At 72.9% G+C, this 17,706-nt stretch carries 16 protein-coding genes; 8 read left to right on the forward strand and 8 right to left on the reverse strand.

The window, feature by feature from the left end:
* Window positions 1–837: an acyl-CoA thioesterase domain-containing protein gene (locus J2S63_RS02145; protein WP_310298017.1), complete on the forward strand. Its 837-nt coding sequence runs from the start codon at window positions 1–3 to the stop codon at window positions 835–837.
* A 26-nt stretch (window positions 838–863) separates the two neighbouring features.
* Here J2S63_RS02145 and J2S63_RS02150 read toward each other — a convergent pair whose 3' ends face one another.
* Window positions 864–1,502, reverse strand: coding sequence for an NAD(P)-dependent oxidoreductase (locus J2S63_RS02150; RefSeq protein WP_310298020.1), 639 nt, complete (start codon window positions 1,500–1,502; stop codon window positions 864–866).
* A 67-nt stretch (window positions 1,503–1,569) separates the two neighbouring features.
* Window positions 1,570–2,319: an isoprenyl transferase gene (locus J2S63_RS02155; protein WP_310298023.1), complete on the reverse strand. Its 750-nt coding sequence runs from the start codon at window positions 2,317–2,319 to the stop codon at window positions 1,570–1,572.
* A gap of 137 nt (window positions 2,320–2,456) precedes the next feature.
* On the opposite strand from J2S63_RS02155, the gene J2S63_RS02160 reads away from it, so the two are divergent.
* Complete coding sequence (locus tag J2S63_RS02160; RefSeq protein WP_310298026.1) at window positions 2,457–2,963, forward strand: MarR family winged helix-turn-helix transcriptional regulator; 507 nt, start codon at window positions 2,457–2,459, stop codon at window positions 2,961–2,963.
* Between the two features lie 7 nt (window positions 2,964–2,970).
* On the opposite strand, the gene recO is transcribed toward J2S63_RS02160, so the two are convergent.
* The 5 genes from recO to J2S63_RS02185 form a co-directional block, all read right to left on the reverse strand.
* Window positions 2,971–3,699: a DNA repair protein RecO gene (gene recO / locus J2S63_RS02165; protein WP_310298029.1), complete on the reverse strand. Its 729-nt coding sequence runs from the start codon at window positions 3,697–3,699 to the stop codon at window positions 2,971–2,973.
* Entirely contained in the window at window positions 3,683–4,588 is a 906-nt protein-coding gene (locus J2S63_RS02170) for an alpha/beta hydrolase (protein WP_310298032.1), read from the reverse strand. The genes recO and J2S63_RS02170 overlap by 17 nt, the downstream gene beginning before the upstream one ends.
* A 12-nt stretch (window positions 4,589–4,600) precedes the next feature.
* On the reverse strand, window positions 4,601–6,286 hold the full coding sequence (locus J2S63_RS02175; protein ID WP_310298036.1) for a sensor histidine kinase: 1,686 nt from the start codon (window positions 6,284–6,286) through the stop codon (window positions 4,601–4,603).
* Between the two features lie 121 nt (window positions 6,287–6,407).
* Entirely contained in the window at window positions 6,408–8,207 is a 1,800-nt protein-coding gene (gene leuA, locus J2S63_RS02180) for a 2-isopropylmalate synthase (RefSeq protein ID WP_310298038.1), read from the reverse strand.
* A gap of 152 nt (window positions 8,208–8,359) precedes the next feature.
* Entirely contained in the window at window positions 8,360–10,024 is a 1,665-nt protein-coding gene (locus J2S63_RS02185; RefSeq protein WP_310298040.1) for an FAD-binding dehydrogenase, read from the reverse strand.
* Window positions 10,025–10,065: 41 nt separating this feature from the next.
* Here J2S63_RS02185 and J2S63_RS02190 point away from each other — a divergent pair, with 41 nt between their 5' ends.
* Genes J2S63_RS02190 through J2S63_RS02215 form a run of 6 tightly spaced genes read left to right on the forward strand, consistent with a single transcriptional unit; the run spans window position 10,066 to window position 16,550 of the window.
* A complete protein-coding gene (locus J2S63_RS02190; protein WP_310298042.1) occupies window positions 10,066–10,557 on the forward strand; it encodes a flavodoxin family protein in 492 nt (163 codons plus the stop codon).
* A gap of 19 nt (window positions 10,558–10,576) precedes the next feature.
* The gene (locus tag J2S63_RS02195; protein ID WP_310298044.1) at window positions 10,577–11,374 is read left to right on the forward strand and encodes a septum formation family protein; all 798 of its coding nucleotides are present in this window, start codon (window positions 10,577–10,579) and stop codon (window positions 11,372–11,374) included.
* A gap of 7 nt (window positions 11,375–11,381) precedes the next feature.
* Window positions 11,382–12,233 carry a septum formation family protein gene (locus tag J2S63_RS02200; protein WP_310298046.1) on the forward strand — a complete coding sequence of 284 codons (852 nt, stop codon included), beginning with the start codon at window positions 11,382–11,384 and terminating at the stop codon, window positions 12,231–12,233.
* A 33-nt stretch (window positions 12,234–12,266) separates the two neighbouring features.
* On the forward strand, window positions 12,267–14,801 hold the full coding sequence (locus J2S63_RS02205) for a DEAD/DEAH box helicase (RefSeq protein WP_310298048.1): 2,535 nt from the start codon (window positions 12,267–12,269) through the stop codon (window positions 14,799–14,801).
* A gap of 45 nt (window positions 14,802–14,846) precedes the next feature.
* Window positions 14,847–14,984, forward strand: a complete 138-nt coding sequence (locus tag J2S63_RS02210) for a hypothetical protein (protein WP_310298050.1) — start codon at window positions 14,847–14,849, stop codon at window positions 14,982–14,984.
* Between the two features lie 30 nt (window positions 14,985–15,014).
* The gene (locus J2S63_RS02215; RefSeq protein WP_310298052.1) at window positions 15,015–16,550 is read left to right on the forward strand and encodes an LVIVD repeat-containing protein; all 1,536 of its coding nucleotides are present in this window, start codon (window positions 15,015–15,017) and stop codon (window positions 16,548–16,550) included.
* On the opposite strand, the gene J2S63_RS02220 is transcribed toward J2S63_RS02215, so the two are convergent.
* Window positions 16,517–17,692, reverse strand: coding sequence for an acyl-CoA dehydrogenase family protein (locus tag J2S63_RS02220; RefSeq protein WP_310298054.1), 1,176 nt, complete (start codon window positions 17,690–17,692; stop codon window positions 16,517–16,519). The two genes, J2S63_RS02215 and J2S63_RS02220, sit on opposite strands and share 34 nt — an antisense overlap.
* Window positions 17,693–17,706: the final 14 nt, after the last annotated feature.

Genomic DNA, 17,706 nt, shown 5'->3' on the forward strand with positions numbered 1-17,706 from the left:
ATGAGCCTCTCGATGTTCACCGCCGACGGCGACCAGCTCGTCCCGACCGACATCGCCCGCAGCATGTGGAGCCGGGACCAGATGCACGGCGTCGCGGTCAGCGGAGCCCTGGCGCGGGCGCTCGAGCAGCACCTGCAGGGGCTCGGCCGCGACGACCTGGTGCCGACGCGCTACCGCGTCGACCTGTTCAAGGCCGCCCGCATGGAGCCGTGCACGGTCACGGTCGAGGAGGTGCGTCAGGGGCCGCGGCTGTGCCTCCTCGACGCGACCCTGGTGCAGGGCGAGGTCCGCGTGGCCCGCGCGTCCTGCCTCTTCCTGCTCCCGACCGAGAACCCCTCGGGTCGCGCCTGGGAGCCGAGCGAGCGCACGGGTCCGCCGCCGCTGGACGTCGTTCCCGTCAGCGACGAGCCGCGCGTGCCGTTCTTCGCCAGCGACTCCCCGTGGAGCCAGGACTTCGCGGCCCACCAGAACGCCGGCCGCAAGCGCACCTGGCAGGCAGGGCTCCCGGTCGTCGAGGGCGAGCGGCCCACGCCGTTCCAGGTCGTCGCCGCCGTCGCCGACGCCACCAGCATGGTCGTCAACTGGGGCACCGAGGGCGTGCAGTACATCAACACCGACATCGACCTCGCGATCGCCCGTCTGCCCGAAGGTCTGGAGATCGGCTTCGCCGCGTTCGACCGGGTCGAGGTCGACGGGCTCGCAGTCGGGTCCGCCACGGTCTTCGACCGACGGGGCCCCGTCGGGGTCGCGTCGGTCACCGCGCTGGCCAACGCCAAGCGACCGGTGGACTTCGAGCAGGTCAGGTACGACGACGACGGGACCCGTCACGCGACCTGACCGGGGCCACCGGTGTCGCCGTCGGGTCAGCCGACCACGCCGATGTGGGCGCGATGGTGCTGCGGGTCCTCGATCTCGTCGACGATCGCCGCGGCGAAGTCGGCGCCGGAGACGAACGAGTGGCCCTGCTCGTCGAGGATCGCCACCTCGCCGCCCACCCGCTGGCCGCCGGTGCGCTCGCCGGGCACCCACGCGCCGTACTCCGCGGCCGGGCTGACGAAGACCCAGTCGAGGTCCTCGGGCGCGTAGTCGGCCAGCAGCACGCGGGTCGCCTCGCCCTCCAGCGCCTCGTCGCGGTACTCCGCCGCGATCTCGCCCTCGACGAACCGTGGTGCGTCCGGAGCCGGTCGCAGCGAGCTGAACCCGCCGACCTGGAGGTAGCGGGCTCCGGCGTCGGAGGCCTCGCGGACCAGCGTGCCGTAGATGTCGACCAGGCGACCGGCGGTCTCCCCGCGGGGTGACAGGGCCGCCACCACGGCATCGGCACCCGGCACGACCCGGCCGGCGACGTCCTCGGCCGGACCGGTCTCGTAGCGCACCCCGGCCACCGGGTCCTGCACCTGCGAGCGGCTCACCGCCACGACCTCGTGGCCCCGGGACGCGGCCTCCTTCACGACGTGGGAACCGGTGTAGCCGGTGCCACCGAAGACGACGACCTTGGCCATGAGCAACCCCCTGGGGGACGGGACGACGGATGCTCCGGGAACCTCCGCAGGGCGCCGACTATTCCGCCTACTCCGCGCCGCCGTACCTCCGGTCGCGGCGGGCGTAGGTGTCGATCGCCTCCCACAGGTGTCGGCGGCGCACGTCGGGCCACAGCACGTCGCTGAACACCATCTCGGAGTAGGCCGCCTGCCACAGCATGAAGTTGGAGAGCCGCTGCTCCCCCGACGTGCGCCACACCAGGTCGGCGTCGGGCAGCTCGGGGACGTAGAGGTAGCGGGCGAACAGCTTCTCGTCGACCTTGCCCGGCTTGAGCCGGCCCTCGGCCACGTCGCGGGCGATGGCCGCGGCGGCGTCGGCGAGCTCGGCCCGGCCGCCGTAGTTGACGCACATCGTCAGCGTGAGCGTGGTGTTGTGCCGGGTCAGCTCCTCGGCGACCTGGAGCTCCTTGATCACCGACCGCCACAACCGGGGCGCGCGACCCGCCCAGCGGACCCGGACCCCGAGGGCGTGCATCTCGTCGCGGCGGCGCCGGATCACGTCGCGGTTGAAGCCCATCAGGAAGCGGACCTCGTCGGGCGAGCGTGACCAGTTCTCGGTCGAGAACGCGTAGGCCGAGACCGCCTTCACCCCGATCTGGATGGCCCCCTCGACCACGTCGAACAGCGCGTGCTCGCCCTGCTCGTGACCCGCCGTGCGGGGCAACCCGCGCTCCTTGGCCCACCGCCCGTTGCCGTCCATGATCACCGCGACGTGGGCCGGCACGAGCTCGCGCGGGATGCTCGGCGGAGATTGGTCGTCTCCCTCAGGTTTACTCACCCCAAGGGGTGGGTAGTCTCGACCGTCTGATCCGCGTCGTCCAGGCACTCCCAAGGCTCCTCTCGCCGCCGGGGTCAATCTAGACGCAACGGTTCGGGGGCCATGTCGGTGCTGGGGACGAGACGGGTGGATCGACCATGCGGGGCGCTGAGCACGAGCAGCTGATCGAGCGACAGCTCACGCTGCTGCTGCGGCGGGTGCAGCACCTGCACGGGCTCTCCGCCCCCGACCGCACCGACCGCACCGACAGCGCCGACAGCGCCGACGGCACCGACCTCGACCGGTCCGGCTACGGCATCCTGAGCCGCATCGCCGACAGCGGCCCGCAGCGCCTGAGCGCGCTGGCCCTCGCCTTCGGGCTCGACCCGTCCACGATCACCCGCCAGGTGCAGGCCCTGGAGAGCCAGGGCCTGCTCGAGCGGCAGCGCGACCCGCGCGACCGCCGCGCCTCCCTGCTGAGGCTGACCGAGGCGGGGCACGCCCGGCTCGGCGACACCCGGAGGCTGCGCGTCCAGCGCCTGCGCGACGCGATGTCGGCGTGGTCGGCGGAGGACCGCAGCACCTTCGGCCGCCTCCTGGCCGACTTCAACGAGGCCGTGGGGCGCACGGTCCCGGCGCACGGCGGGGACCCCGAGCCGTCCTGACCGGCGCTCAGCGCTCCATCACGGCGAGCGAGGTCAGCCCCCGCTCGAGGTGCCAGGAGAGGTAGGCCGCCACCAGGCCACTGGCCTGGCGCAGGTGACGGGGGTCGGCGGCCTCGACCACCGGCCACTCCCCCGACAGCAGCGCACCGAGCACCTGCACGGTCTCGGCCGACGGACGCGCGGACCCCGGCAGACGGCAGTCGGGGCAGAGCATCCCGCCGGCGGAGGCGTGGAAGGCCTGGTGGGGTCCGGGAGCGCCGCACCGGGCGCACTCCTCGAAGGACGGGGCGTAGCCCGCCACCGCCAGCGACCGCAGCAGGAACGCGTCGAGCACCTGCGAGGGCGAGCGCCCCTGGTCGCAGATCGCCCGCAGGCCCCCGAGCAGCAGCAGGAACTGCTGGAGCGCGGGCTCGCCGTCCTCCACGACCAGCCGGTCGGCGGCCTCGAGCATCGCGCTCACCGCGGTGAACGCGGCGTAGTCGCCGACGGCGTGGGCGCCGTACGCCCCCCGCGACTCGGCCTGGGTGACGATGTCGAGCGTGCGTCCCTTGGCGAACATGACGTCGACATGGCCGCCGGGCTCGAGGCGGGCGCCGAAGCGCGAGGTCGTGCGACGCACGCCCTTGGCGACCGCGCGGACCCGGCCGTGCTCGCGGGTCAGCAGGGTGATGATGCGGTCGGCCTCACCCAGCTTGTGGGTGCGCAGCACCAGGCCCTCGTCACGGTAGGACGGCACCGCCGACCTCCTCCAGGTGCGTGTCCCCTGGCTGCGCGGTGCCGCGCCCCCACACCTCGTCGACGAAGTCGACCGTGCGAGCGGTCAGGCGCTGGGGGCGCAGGCGCCACTCCAGGATGCTGCTCGCCTCGACGTACGACGCCCGCGCGAGCTCGTCGGCCACCATGCGGGCGTCGGCCGCGAGGTGGATCGGGTCGCCGGGGTGGCCCACGACCAGCGCGGGGTGGGGCAGGGTGCGCCGGGTGCGGGCGGGCGGGGCGATGCGGCCGAAGAACAGCCCGTGCACGGCGGCGGCCATCGGGCCGGGGCGCTGGTCGAGGGTGTCGAGCACGACCCTGCCCCAGTGGGTGGCGAAGCGCCGTGGCACCAGGCGCGAGGAGGCCGCGACCAGGGTGATCACGAACGGCGCGAAGCGGGCCGTGAACAGCAGCGGGGCGAAGGCGAGGATGCCGGCCTCCACGGCGTTGTCGAGCACCGGCATCTCCAGCAGCAGCCCCTGCACCCGGTCGGGGGCGAGCACGGCGACCTCGAGCCCGACGTTGGCGCCGAGCGAGGTGCCGCCGACCACGGCGGTCTCGGCGCCGAGGTGGTCCAGCAGCGCGACGACCTGCTCGGCGAACGCGGTCATGGAGTAGTCCCGCGGGTCCTCGGGCCGGTCGGAGCGACCGTGCCCCAGCAGGTCGACGGTGACCACGTGGTTGCCGTGGGCGGCGAGCACGCGGGCCAGGGGGTCGTGCATCGACCGCGGCATGAGCTGGCCGTGGACCAGGACGACCCAGCGGTCGCCCCCACGGCCGGCAGAGCCGAACTCGGTGTACTCCAGGCGGTCGTCACCGATGAAGAACTGCCCCACCCGCTCGGCGACGTGGGGTCCGGGGTGCGAGCTCATGCCCCCACTGTCTCAGATCCGGGTGGTGCCGCCGGTGACCGCGACGGGGAGCCGCACGGTGAACGTGGTGCCCTTGCCGCGTGCGCTCTCGACCGTGATCGTGCCGCCGTGCGCCTCGACCAGGGACTTGCAGATCGAGAGCCCGAGCCCGGCTCCCTGGATGGCGCGCTCGGTGGCCTCCTGCGCGCGGAAGAACCGGGTGAACAGGCGCTGCTGGTCCTCGTGCGAGATGCCGATGCCCTCGTCCTTGATCGCCAGGGTCATCGTCGAGGCCGACCCCGGCTCGTCGCCCTCGGCCGGGTGCAGCACGAGCGCGACCTCGACCAGCCCGCCGGGCAGGGAGTACTTGATCGCGTTGGTCAGCAGGTTGTCGACCACCTGGCTCAGGCGCAGCGGGTCGCCGTCGACCCAGGCCACCTCGGGCAGCTCCATCTCGACGTGGACCTCGCCCTCCCGCGCGCGCTCGGCCACCTCCACGACCGACTCCCGCACGATCGTGACCAGGTCGACCAGCGTGCGGTCGAGCGCGAGCCTCCCCTGGTCGGTCTGGGCGGTGAAGAGCAGGTCGTTGACCAGGCGGAGCAGGCGACCGGTGTTCTTGCGGGCCACCTCCAGCTGCCGGCGTGAGCGCGGGCCGAGCTCCTGGTCGAGCAGGGTGAGGTCGATGTAGCCCATGATCGAGGTCAGCGGGGTGCGCAGCTCGTGGGACACCGAGGCGACGAAGTCGTCCTTGACCCGGAGCGCCCCGACCAGGTCGGTGACGTCCTTGTAGACCAGCACCTGGCCGTTGTCGTGGCCGTCCACGCCGGTGATGCGGCGCGAGGAGATGGCCAGCGCGCGCCGGAGGTCGGGGTCCTCGCCCACCCAGATCAGGTAGTCGCGCAGGTCCCCCTGAGCCGCCCGGATCGTCGGCATGTCCTCGTGGGACAGGAAGGTGTGACCGTCGGCGGCGAACACCCAGCCGAGCTGTCCCGCCTGGCCGTCGTGACCATCGGGGTAGGCCAGCGCCATGAACTCCTCGTGCCGGGGGTTCATCGAGCGGTAGGACCCGTCGGGGGCGAGGCTGAGGAGCCCCACGTCGACGGCCTCGACGATGGCGCCGGTCAACGCGCGGTTGGTGCGCTCGGCCTCGAGCAGGTCGGAGATCACCTGCTGCTGCGCCGCGGCCTCGCGCTCGCGCCGCTGCCACAGCCGCGAGGTGATCGCCATGGACAGCGACGCCAGCGTCGCCATCAGCAGGATCTGGGCGTAGCGCCCGAGCAGCACCACCGACGGGTCGACGTAGAGCATGACCGGCAGGCACACCAGCAGGGAGGTGTAGAGCGCGGTCAGCGCCACCCCGCGCCCGCGCAGGTCGATGCCGAGCCACATGGCGGGGAAGACCACGAGCAGTCCGACGCCGTTGGGCTCCGGCACCAGGCGCAGCATCCCGATCGCGAGGAAGTCGAGCACGGGCAGCAGGTGGACCAGGCCCGTGCGCACCCGGCTGGACCCCTCGTCGAGCGTGGACACCGCGACGGCCAGCGCGACGGTCGCGACCCCGAGGGGATACCACGGCCCGAGCGCCCAGAGCTGGCCCGCTCCGGCCTGGAACGCCACGTCGATGGCGACCGGCACCGCCAGGAACATCTGGCGCAGGAGGAGGTTGGACCACACGGCGTCCGCGCGGTCCAGCAAGGGGGTGGACTCGACGCGCACGTCCCTCCTGGTCCAGGGGTCACCGACGCGGCAAGCCTGCCACGGATGGCGGGCGCTCGGGCCGGACCGGGGACGAATCACCCTCGGCCGGGACGGTGGTCCCGGGTGCCCCGGACCGGGGTCAGGCCGGGGGCTGCTGGGGTCCGGCGACCCGGTTGACCGCAGACAGCACCGCCTTGAGCGACGCGGTGACGATGTTGGCGTCGAGACCGACGCCCCACCGCACCTGGTCGCCGACCGCGCACTCGACGTACGCCGCGGCGATGGCGTCGCCGCCCGAGGAGAGCGCGTGCTCGGAGTAGTCGAGGACGCGCACGTCGAAGACCTCGGCGAAGCGGGGGTCGCCCAGGGCGTTGCGCTCCTGCACCAGGCTGTCGATGGCGTCGACGAACGCCGCGATCGGGCCGTTGCCCGAGCCGTCCAGGGTGCGCGGCTCGCCGTCGAGGTAGACGTTGACGCTGAGCCGGTCGTGCTCCCCCGCCGCCGACGAGGTGTGCACCGAGTTGAGCCGCAGCGGCCCCTCGAGCCCGAGGTAGGTGCGCTCGAAGATGTCCCACATCGCCTGCGGCGAGACCTCGCCGCCCTCGGCGTCGGTCTGCTGCTGCACCACCCGGGAGAACTCGATCTGCAGCCGGCGCGGCAGGTCGAGCTTGTGGTCGGTCTTCATGATGTAGGCCACGCCGCCCTTGCCGGACTGGCTGTTGACCCGGATGACCGCCTCGTAGGTGCGGCCCACGTCGAAGGGGTCGATCGGGAGGTACGGCGCCGCCCACGCGACCTCGTGCACGCCGACGCCCTGCTCGGTCGCCTGCTTCTCCAGGTCCTCCAGGCCCTTCTTGATCGCGTCCTGGTGGGAGCCCGAGAAGGCCGTGTAGACCAGGTCGCCGGCGTAGGGGTGGCGCGGGTGGACCGGCAGCTGGGTGCAGTACTCCACCGTGCGACGGATCTCGTCGATGTCGGAGAAGTCGATCTGCGGGTCGATGCCCTGGGAGAACAGGTTCATGCCCAGGGTCACCAGGCACACGTTGCCGGTGCGCTCGCCGTGGCCGAACAGGCAGCCCTCGACGCGGTCGGCGCCCGCCATCATCGCCAGCTCGGTCGCGGCGACCGCGGTGCCGCGGTCGTTGTGCGGGTGCAGGCTGATCGTGGTGTGCTCGCGCCGGGTCAGCTGGCGGGAGAACCACTCGATCTGGTCGGCGTAGACGTTGGGCGTCGCGGACTCGACCGTGGCCGGGAGGTTGAGGATGATCTCGCGGCCGTCCTCGGGCTGCCACACGTCGGAGACCGCCTCGCACACCTCGTGGGAGAACGGCAGCTCGGTGCTGGTGAAGATCTCCGGGGAGTACTCGTAGCCGATGACGGTGGCGTCGAGGTTGTTCTCGACGTGCTTCATCACCAGCTCGGTGCCGCGGACCGCGATGTCCTTGACCTCGTCCTTGGAGGCGTGGAACACCACGCGCCGGAACAGCGGCGCGAGCGCGTTGTACATGTGGATGTTGGCGTGGTGGATGCCGACCAGGCTCTGCACCGTGCGCTCGATCAGGTCCTCACGGGCCTGGGTCAGCACCGAGATCGTCACGTCCTCGGGGACGCGGTCCTGCTCGATCAGCTGGCGCACGAAGGCGAAGTCGGTCTCGCTGGCGCTCGGGAAGCCGACCTCGATCTCCTTGTAGCCCATGCGGACGAGCAACTCGAACATCGCGAGCTTGCGGGCCGGGCTCATCGGGTCGATCAGCGCCTGGTTGCCGTCGCGCAGGTCGGTGGAGAGCCAGCGGGGGGCCTCGGTGATCGTGCGGCTCGGCCAGGTGCGGTCGGGCAGGTCGATCGGCTCGAACGGCGTGTAGCGGCCGAACGGCATCGGGGAGGTCTGCTGGGTGTTGCGGAAGCCGGAGCGGGTGAAGCGGGGCGGGGTCTGGGTCATGGGTTGCGGTTGCCTTCGCGAGTGAGGGGCGCCGGCTGCACAGCACGCTCTCCGCAACGAGGGGTCCGGCTGGTCAGACCTCGCTGCGGCAGCGAAGGAGCCCTTCGACTGAGCTCAGGAGAACGAGGCTGCGCGTCAACATCGCCGCCAGCCTACCCGACCTGGGCAGCCGCCGCGCGGCCCGCCGTACGCCCGGAGAAGAGGCAGCCGCCGAGGAAGGTGCCCTCGAGGGCGTTGTAGCCCATCATCCCGCCGCCGCCGAAGCCGTTGACCTCGCCCGCGGCGTAGAGCCCCTCGAGCGGGGTGCCGTCGCTGCGCAGGCAGCGCCCCTGCAGGTCGGTCTCCAGCCCGCCGAGGGTCTTGCGGGTCAGGATGTTGAGGCGCACGGCGATCAGCGGGCCGTTCCTGGGGTCGAGCATCTTGTGCGGGCTGGCCGTGCGGACGATCTTGTCGCCGCGGTGCTGCCGGTGGCTGCGGACGAACGTGACCTGGGCGTCCTTGCTGTAGGCGTTGTCGAGCTCGCGGTCGCGGCACTCGAGCAGGTGGCGCAGGGGCGCCTCCTCGATGAGCGGCTCGTCACCGACCCGGTTCATCCCCTCGACGAGCCCGGCGAGGTCGTCGGCGACGACGAAGTCCTCGCCGTGCTGCTTGAACTTCTCGATCGGGCCGGGGGCCCCGTCGCCGACCACGCGGCTGAGCAGGAGCTTGACGTCCTTGCCGGTGAGGTCGGGGTTCTGCTCGGAGCCCGACAGGGCGAACTCCTTCTCGATGATCTTCTGCGTGAGCACGAACCAGCTGTAGTCGTGGCCGGTCGTGCGCAGGTGCTTCAGCGTGCCGAGGGTGTCGAAGCCCGGGAAGTACGGCGCGGGGAGGCGCTTGCCGGTCGCGTCCAGCCAGAGACTGCTCGGGCCGGGGAGGATCCGGATGCCGTGGTTGGCCCAGATCGGGTCCCAGTTGCGGATGCCCTCGACGTAGTGCCACATCCGGTCGGGGTTGATGATCCGCGCACCGGCCTCCTCGGTGAGGCGCATCATCCGGCCGTCCACGTGGGCCGGGACGCCGGCGACCATCGTGCGCGGCGGCTCGCCCAGGCGCGCCGGCCACGCCTTGCGGACCAGGTCGTGGTCGCCACCGATCCCGCCGCTGCTCACGACCACCGCCTGCGCGCGGATCTCGAAGTCGCCGGTCACGTCGCGGTTGGACGCGACGCCGCGCGGCATGCCGTCGGGGGCGAGGACCGCTCCCCGCACCCCGACCGCCGCACCGCCCTCCACGAGCAGCTCGTCCACGCGGTGGCGGAACGCCAGCCGGATGCGCCCCCCGCTGACGTGCTCGCGCACGCGCCGCTCGAACGGCTCGACGACTCCGGGCCCGGTCCCCCAGGTCAGGTGGAAGCGCGGGACCGAGTTGCCGTGCCCCTCCGCGCGGCCGTCCCCGCGCTCGGCCCAGCCGACGACGGGGAAGATGCGGTGGCCCATCTCGCGCAGCCAGGCGCGCTTCTCGCCGTGGGCGAAGTGCAGGTAGGCCTCGGCCCACTGCCGCGGCCAGTGGTCCTCCTCGCGGTCGAACTGCGCGCTGCCCATCCAGTCCTGCCGGGCCAGCTCGAACGAGTCCTTGATGCCCATCCGCCGCTGCTCGGGGGTGTCGACCATGAACAGCCCGCCCAGGCTCCAGAACGCCTGGCCGCCGAGCGACTGCTCCGGCTCCTGCTCGACCAGCACGACGCTGCGGCCCGCGTCGGCGGCCTCGGCAGCCGCGACCAGACCGGCGAGACCGGCTCCCACCACGACGACGTCGGTCTTCTCCACGTTCGACATGGCGTCACGCTCCCACACCCGGCGGCGCCTACGGTGGCGGCATGGCCCGGTTGCTCGTCGTGCACCACGCGCCCACCCGTTCGCTGCAGGCACTGCTGGACGCGGTGCTGGACGGGGCACGGGACCCGGTGATCGAGGGCGTGGAGGTCGTCGACCGGGCCGCCCTCGGGACGACCGCCGAGGACCTGCTCGCCGCCGACGGCTACCTCCTGCTCACCACGGCGAACTTCGGCTACATGTCGGGCGCGCTCAAGCACATGTTCGACTCCACGTTCCTGCACATCGGGGGCGCCCTGTCCGACGACGGGTCGGCCGCCGAGGGCGAGGGCGGATCGACGGCGGGGCGGCCGTTCGGTCTGCTGGTCCACGGCCGCTACGACACCGAGGGGGCGGTGCGCTCGGTCCTGTCGATCGTCTCCGCGCTGCGGTGGCGCCGGTCGGCCGAGGTGCTCGAGGTGAGGGGCGAGGTCACCGACCAGGACCGCGAGGCGGCGTACGAGCTGGGGGGCACTTTGGCGGCGCTGCTGTCGTGAGGTCGCCTAGCCTGGACCGGTGACCCGCCTCCTCGCCGTCGCCGCGCTGCTGCTCGCGGTCCTGCTGAGCGGCTGCGAGGCCAAGGACGTGGTGCCCGGGGGTGGCGGGGGCAGGGCCGCGGACCTCAGCGCCCCGGGCAACGGGCTGTGCCGCGACCTGGACGTCGAGGCGGTCGACGCCCCGTCCGACGCCAGCGAGCCGGTCGCGTGCACCGCCACGCACACCGCGCAGACCTTCTTCGTGGGCAGCTTCGACAAGGCGGCGACCAAGGACACGGCGTACGACGACGAGGCGCTCGGCGCGACCGTCGCGCGGTCGTGCCGCCCGAGGTTCACCCGGTTCACCGGCGCGACCGACAGCCTGGTGCTGCGCACGGTCGTGACGTGGGCGTGGTGGCGGCCGAGCAAGGAGGCGTGGGAGCAGGGCGCCCGGTGGTTCCGCTGCGACGTGGTCGCGCGCAGCTCCGCCGACGCCCTCGCCCCGCTGCCCCGCACGGCCAAGGGGCTGCTCCTCGGCATCCCGCCGGCCAGGTGGATGGTGTGCGCCGACGGGGCCAAGGTGGCCGATGCGCCTCGTGTGGCGTGCACCGAGAAGCACACCTGGCGCGCTGTGAGCGCCGTCTCCATCGGCACCAGGCGCGACCGGTGGCCGGGCTCACGTTTGGTGGAGGTCCGGTCTCGGGACTTTTGCTCCGACTGGGTGGGCGCGTGGACGAACTACTCGCTCGACTACGAGTACGCCTACACCTGGTTCGGCAAGGACGACTGGGCGTCCGGCAACCGGCTGTCGGTGTGCTGGGCGCGGACCGAGGAGTGACCCACGCATGACCCCGCGACGACGAACCTGGTCCCGGCTGGGCACGACCACCTCGGTGGTCCTGCTCCTGGCCGCCGGGCTGGCCGCCTGCAGCGGCGGGAGCGACGGCGGGAGCGGCGAGCCCGCCGTGCAGCCCCCGAGCAAGGCCTCCTCCTCCAGCCTCGACTCGATCGAGGCGGCGCGCCCGCAGCCGGGCGACTGCCACTCGATGACGCTGTCGCAGGTCACCGCGACCTCCGCCGACGACACCTCCACCGACTGCCTCCACCGGCCCACGACGATCACGGTCGCCGTCGGCTCGCTCGAGGTGAAGGGCCGCGAGGTCGCACCCGGGTCCCGCGCCGCGCAGGACCTGATGCGACGGACGTGCGAGCCCAGGGCCGCCGCGTGGCTGGGGGCCGACTCGCTGCGGCTGAGCCGGCTCACCGCGGTCTGGTTCGTCCCGAGCCCCGAGCAGGTGGCGGCGGGCGCGCGGTGGTTCCGCTGCGACGTGGTCGGCTTCGACCGCGGCGACCACCTGCTGCCGCTGCCTGCCCCGCACCAGCTGCGCGGGTCGCTCGAAGGTGCCGGCGCGAGGCGCTACGCGCTGTGCGGCACGGCCAGGCCGGGCGACAAGAGGTTCCAGCGCGTCATCTGCTCGCTCACGCACTCCTGGCGGGCGATCGCGACGATCGACCTGCCCGGCGGCAAGGCCTACCCCGGCCCGGCCGCGGTGCGGGACAAGGGCGACGACGCCTGCTCGGCCAAGGCCCGCTCCGCCTCCGGCAACGCCCTCACCTACGACTACGGCTGGGAGTGGCCGACCGCGCAGCAGTGGGCCGCCGGCCAGCACTACGGCTTCTGCTGGGCGCCCGCCTGAGCCGCGTGCCGTCCCGACCGGCATGATCGCCGCATGAGGCTGGTCGTTCCGGACACGTCGGACCCCGACGAGGTGTACGACGCGTTCTCGGCCTGGGCGGACGAGCGCGGCACGTCCTTCTACCCCCACCAGGACGAGGCCCTCGTCGCGCTGCTCGAGGGCAGCAACGTCGTCCTGGCGACGCCGACCGGGTCGGGCAAGTCGCTGGTCGCGCTCGGGGCGCACTTCACCGCCCTCGCGACCGACCGGGTCAGCTTCTACACCGCGCCGATCAAGGCGCTGGTCAGCGAGAAGTTCTTCGACCTGTGCGACGTGCTCGGCGCCGACAACGTCGGCATGCTCACCGGCGACGCGTCGGTCAACCCCGACGCCCCGGTCATCTGCTGCACCGCCGAGGTGCTGGCCAACCTCGCCCTGCGCGAGGGCAGCCGGGGCGACGTGGGCCTGGTGGTGATGGACGAGTTCCACTTCTACGCCGAGCCCGACCGCGGGTGGGCGTGGCAGGTGCCGCTCCTCGAGCTCCCGCAGGCCCAGTTCCTGCTGATGTCGGCGACCCTCGGCCCGATGGACCGGATCGCCGACGACCTCACCCGTCGTACGGGTCGGGAGACGGTGGTCGTCGACGACGCCGAGCGTCCCGTCCCGCTGGTCTTCTCGTGGGCCCTGACCCCCCTCACCGAGACCGTCGAGGAGCTGGTGAGCACCCAGCAGGTGCCGGCGTACGTCGTGCACTTCACCCAGGCGGCCGCTGTGGAGCACGCGCAGTCCCTGCGGGGGTCGTTCAAGCTGACCAAGGAGCGCAAGGAGCAGATCGCCGAGGCGCTGGCCGGGGTGCGGTTCGGGGCGGGCTTCGGGCGCACCCTCTCGGCGCTGCTGCGCGCCGGCGTGGGGGTGCACCACGCCGGGATGCTGCCGCGCTACCGCCGGCTGGTCGAGCAGTTCGCGCAGCGCGGCCTGCTCACGGTCATCTGCGGCACCGACACCCTCGGGGTCGGCATCAACGTGCCGATCCGCACGGTGCTGATGACCGGCCTGGTGAAGTTCGACGGCACCCGGCAGCGGGTGCTGCGCACGCGCGAGTTCCACCAGATCGCCGGGCGCGCGGGGCGGGCCGGCTTCGACACCGTCGGGTACGTCGTCGTGCAGGCCCCCGAGCACGTCATCGACAACGAGCGCGCACTGACCAAGGCCGGTGACGACCCCAAGAAGCGGCGCAAGGTGCAGCGCAAGAAGCCGCCCGAGGGCACCGTGGTGTGGACCGAGCAGACCTTCGACAAGCTGGTCAACGGGGACCCCGAGCCGCTGCCCTCACGGATGCGGGTGACCAACGCGATGCTGGTCAACGTCCTCGCCCGCGAGGAGGACGCCTTCCCGGTGGTGCGGCGGTTGCTGACCGAGAACCACGAGGACCGGCGCCGGCAGCTGCGCCTGGCGCGGCGCGCGCTGCGGCTGACCCGGTCCCTCGTGCACTCCGGGGTCGTGACCCGGCTCGACGAGCCGGACCGCTTCGGGCGGACCTACGTGCTCACCGTCGACCTGCCGGTCGACTTCGCGCTCAACCAGCCGCTCGCCCACTTCGCGCTCGCCGCCCTCGACCTCCTCGACCCCGACAGCCCCGACCACGCGCTCGACGTCGTGTCGGTCGTCGAGGCCGTCCTCGAGCAGCCCCGACAGGTGCTGATGGCCCAGCAGTTCGCCGCGCGCGGGGAGGCCGTCCAGCAGATGAAGGCCGACGGGGTCGACTACGAGGAGCGCATGGAGCGGCTCGAGGAGGTCACCTGGCCGCAGCCGCTCGCCGAGCTGCTGGTGCCGGCGTACGAGACCTACCGGCAGCGCCACCCGTGGCTGCCCGAGGACGCACTGGCCCCGAAGTCCGTGGTCCGCGAGATGTACACCCACGGCATGACGTTCACCGACCTGGTCTCCCGCTACGGCCTGAGCCGGTCCGAGGGGCTCGTCCTGCGCTACCTCAGCGACGCCTACCGCACGTTGCGCCGCACGGTCCCCGAGGCCCACCGCAGCGAGGAACTGGACGACCTGGTCGAGTGGCTCGGCGCGACCGTGCGCCACACCGACTCCTCGCTGGTCGACGAGTGGGAGGCGCTGTCCGACCCCGCCCACGTCGTCGAGCGCCACGAGGCCCCGCCGCCCCCGGTCTCGCTCGCCCAGCAGGAGCGGGTGCTGCGGGTGATGGTCCGCAACGCGATGTTCCGCCGCGTCGAGCTCGTCGCCCGCGACGACGTCGACGGCCTCGCCGCGCTCGACGCCGCCGACGCCGAGCGCACGGACCCGCCGCGAGCGCCCGTGTGGACGGCGGCCGACTGGGACGCCGCCATCGGGGAGTACTACGACGAGCACGACCGGGTCGGCACCGGGCCGGACTCCCGCGGGCCGGACCTGCTGGCGGTCGAGGTCGAGGGACGGGTCTGGCGGGTGCGCCAGACGCTCGACGACCCCGAGGGCCACCACGACTGGGTGGTCGAGGCCGAGGTCGACCTCGACGCCACCGCCGAGGTGGGTGAGCCGGTGCTGCAGGTGCGGCGGTTCGGCCGCCTGGGTGACATCTGACCTGCGTCCGTCGCGCTCGCCCCCTCGGCGGAGGCGGTCCGCGACGTGCAGGCCGACCGTCGCGCCGCCAAGACCGCGTGGGACGAGGCCAAGCAGGCGCTGCGCGACCTGCGCGCCGCCGTCGAGGACTGCGCCGCAGCCGACGACACAACCGACCCGGTGGCGCTGCCCGCCGGGGCGTGACCTCGCCCCAGACCTGTCGTTGGGTCAGGTATGAGCCCCACGCAGAAGCGCGCCGTCCTGGCGCTGGTCCCCACCGCCGCGGTCGCGGCGGCCGCGCTCGTCGGCACCGTCGGCGGACCCGCGCAGGCCGACACCGACAGCCTGCGGCTGCACGAGCAGAGCCTCGCCGCCTCCGGCACGGCCGCGCCGCTGCAGAGCGGCAACGTGACGTCCGTGGGGAGCTTCCCCGGCCAGGCCGGGATCTCGGGGTGCTTCCTGCGGACCGCTCCGATCCTGGTCACCAGCGGCGCCGACAGCCTGCAGGTCTGGAACGTCAGCAAGCCCGCCGCGCCCCGACTGGTCGGCACGCTGCCCGACGCGCTCTTCGAGAACGAGGCGATGAACTGCGGGGAGCGACGCACGTCGACGGGCACCCAGCGGTTCGCGCTGATCGGGGTGGACTCGGTCCAGGCCTCCCCCGACGACCCCCAGCACGTCAACGTCGGCGGCAACGAGCTGATCGTGGTCGACGTGACCAGGCCCTCGGACCCGACGATCCGCTCGCGCACCCCCGGCCTGACCAGCACGCACACGGTGGCCTGTGCCGACCGCGACTGCAGCTACGCCTACAGCGCCGGCGACTCGGGTTCGGGCACGTTCAGCGTCTTCGACCTGCGCCACCTCGACAAGCCGCGCGAGGTCGACGGCAAGCCCGGCAAGGCCGGCCTCCAGGCCTTCAGCTCGCCCACCGCCGGCCACAAGTGGAACTTCGACAACGCCGGCTACGGCACCCACACCGGCTTCGACGGCGCCTCGATCTGGGATGTCCGCAAGCCGGCTCGCCCCCGCCTGGTGACCACGACCGGCGCGGCCGGCAAGGGCAACGACCCGCGCTACCCCGGCTGGAACGACTTCATCCTGCACAACTCCTTCCGTCCCAACGCCACGGCGTTCAGGCCCGACGCCACCCCCTCCTTCGCCCACGGCAACGTGCTGCTGGTGACCGAGGAGGACTACGAGCAGGTCGACTGCAGCAAGGCCGGGTCGTTCCAGACCTGGTGGGTCAAGCGTCTCGACGGCACCCCAGGCGCGATCCGCCCGCTCGACAAGGTCGAGCTGTCCGACCTGGGCAGCTACCCCCTGCCCGTGGGTGGATTCTGCTCGTCGCACTGGTTCGACTTCCGCCCCGGCGGCCTGGTCGCGGCCGGCTTCTACGGCGGCGGCACGCAGGTCCTCGACGTGCGCAACCCCCGCGACATCAAGCCCTACGGCCACTCGGTGTGGGGAGGCTCGGAGGTCTGGGACGCGATGTGGGCGCCGGTCTACAAGGACGGTCGGCAGACCGGGCGGAAGACCAGCTACGTCTACTCCATCGACCTGGTGCGCGGCCTCGACGTCTCCCGCGTCGCCCTGCCCGGTACGACGGCCGCGCGCTCCGCGGCGAGCACCCCGGCCGCTCCCGCGGGCGGCCGCGTCCCGGGTGCGCCGCTGGGCCTCGTGGGTGCGGCGCTGGTGAGCGCCGCGCTGCTCCGGGTGGCCGCCCGGAAGGCCGGTCAGCGGAACGCGGAGATCCCCGTCAGCGCCTGACCCACCACCAGCTGGTGCACCTCCGAGGTGCCTTCGTAGGTCAGCACCGACTCGAGGTTGTTGGCGTGCCGCAGGACGGGGTACTCCAGCGTGATCCCGTTGGCCCCCAGCAGCGTGCGGCACTCCCGTGCGATCGCGAGGGCCTCGCGCACGCTGTTGAGCTTGCCCATCGAGACCTGCTCGGGGCGGATCGTCCCGGCGTCCTTGAGCCGGCCCAGGTGCAGCGCGAGCAGCATCGCCTTGTCCAGCTCGAGGGCCATGTCGGCGAGCTTGGCCTGGGTGAGCTGGAAACCCGAGAGCGGGCGGCCGAACACCTGCCGCTCGGCGACGTAGTCCAGCGTGGTCTCGAGGCAGTCGCGCGCCGAGCCGAGCGGGCCGAAGACGATGCCGAACCGCGCCTCGCTCAGGCACGACAGCGGGCCGGCCAGCCCCGCGGCCTCGGGCAGCATCGCGTCGGCCGGCAGCCGGACGCCCTCGAGGACGACCTCGCCGGTGACCGACGCCCGCAGCGAGAGCTTGCGCGTGATCTCCGGCGTGCTCACCCCGGGGGTGTCGGTCGGGACGACGAAGCCGCGGATGTCGCGCGAGGACTCCCCCGTCCGTGCCCACACGACCGCCACGTCGGCGATGGGCGAGTTGGTGATCCACATCTTGGTGCCGTCGAGGACCCAGTCGTCGCCGTCGCGGCGGGCGCGGGTGCGCATCGCCCCCGGGTCGGAGCCGGCGTCGGGCTCGGTCAGCCCGAAGCACCCGATCACCTCGCCGGTCGCCATCCGCGGCAGCCACTGCTCACGCTGCTCCTCGCTGCCCCAGCGGTGGATCGCGAACATCGCCAGCGAGCCCTGCACCGAGACCAGCGAGCGGATGCCGGAGTCGGCGGCCTCGAGCTCGAGGCAGGCCAGGCCGTACGCCGTCGCGGTCGTCCCCGCGCAGCCGTAGCCCTCCAGGTGCATCCCGAGCAGCCCGAGGTCCCCGAAGACCCGGGCGAGGTCGCGCGCCGGGAGCGACCCCTCGTCGTACCACCGGGCGAGGTGGGGGCGGACCTCGCGCTCGAGGACGGCGCGGACGCTGGCACGCATGGCCAGGTCGTCGTCGCTGACGAGGTCGTCGAGGTCGAGGAGGGCGAACGGGTGGGTGCTCACCCACCCACCCTGCC

It is taken from the genome of Nocardioides marmoribigeumensis (assembly GCF_031458325.1).
In the GTDB taxonomy this organism is placed as follows: Bacteria; Actinomycetota; Actinomycetes; order Propionibacteriales; family Nocardioidaceae; genus Marmoricola_A; species Marmoricola_A marmoribigeumensis.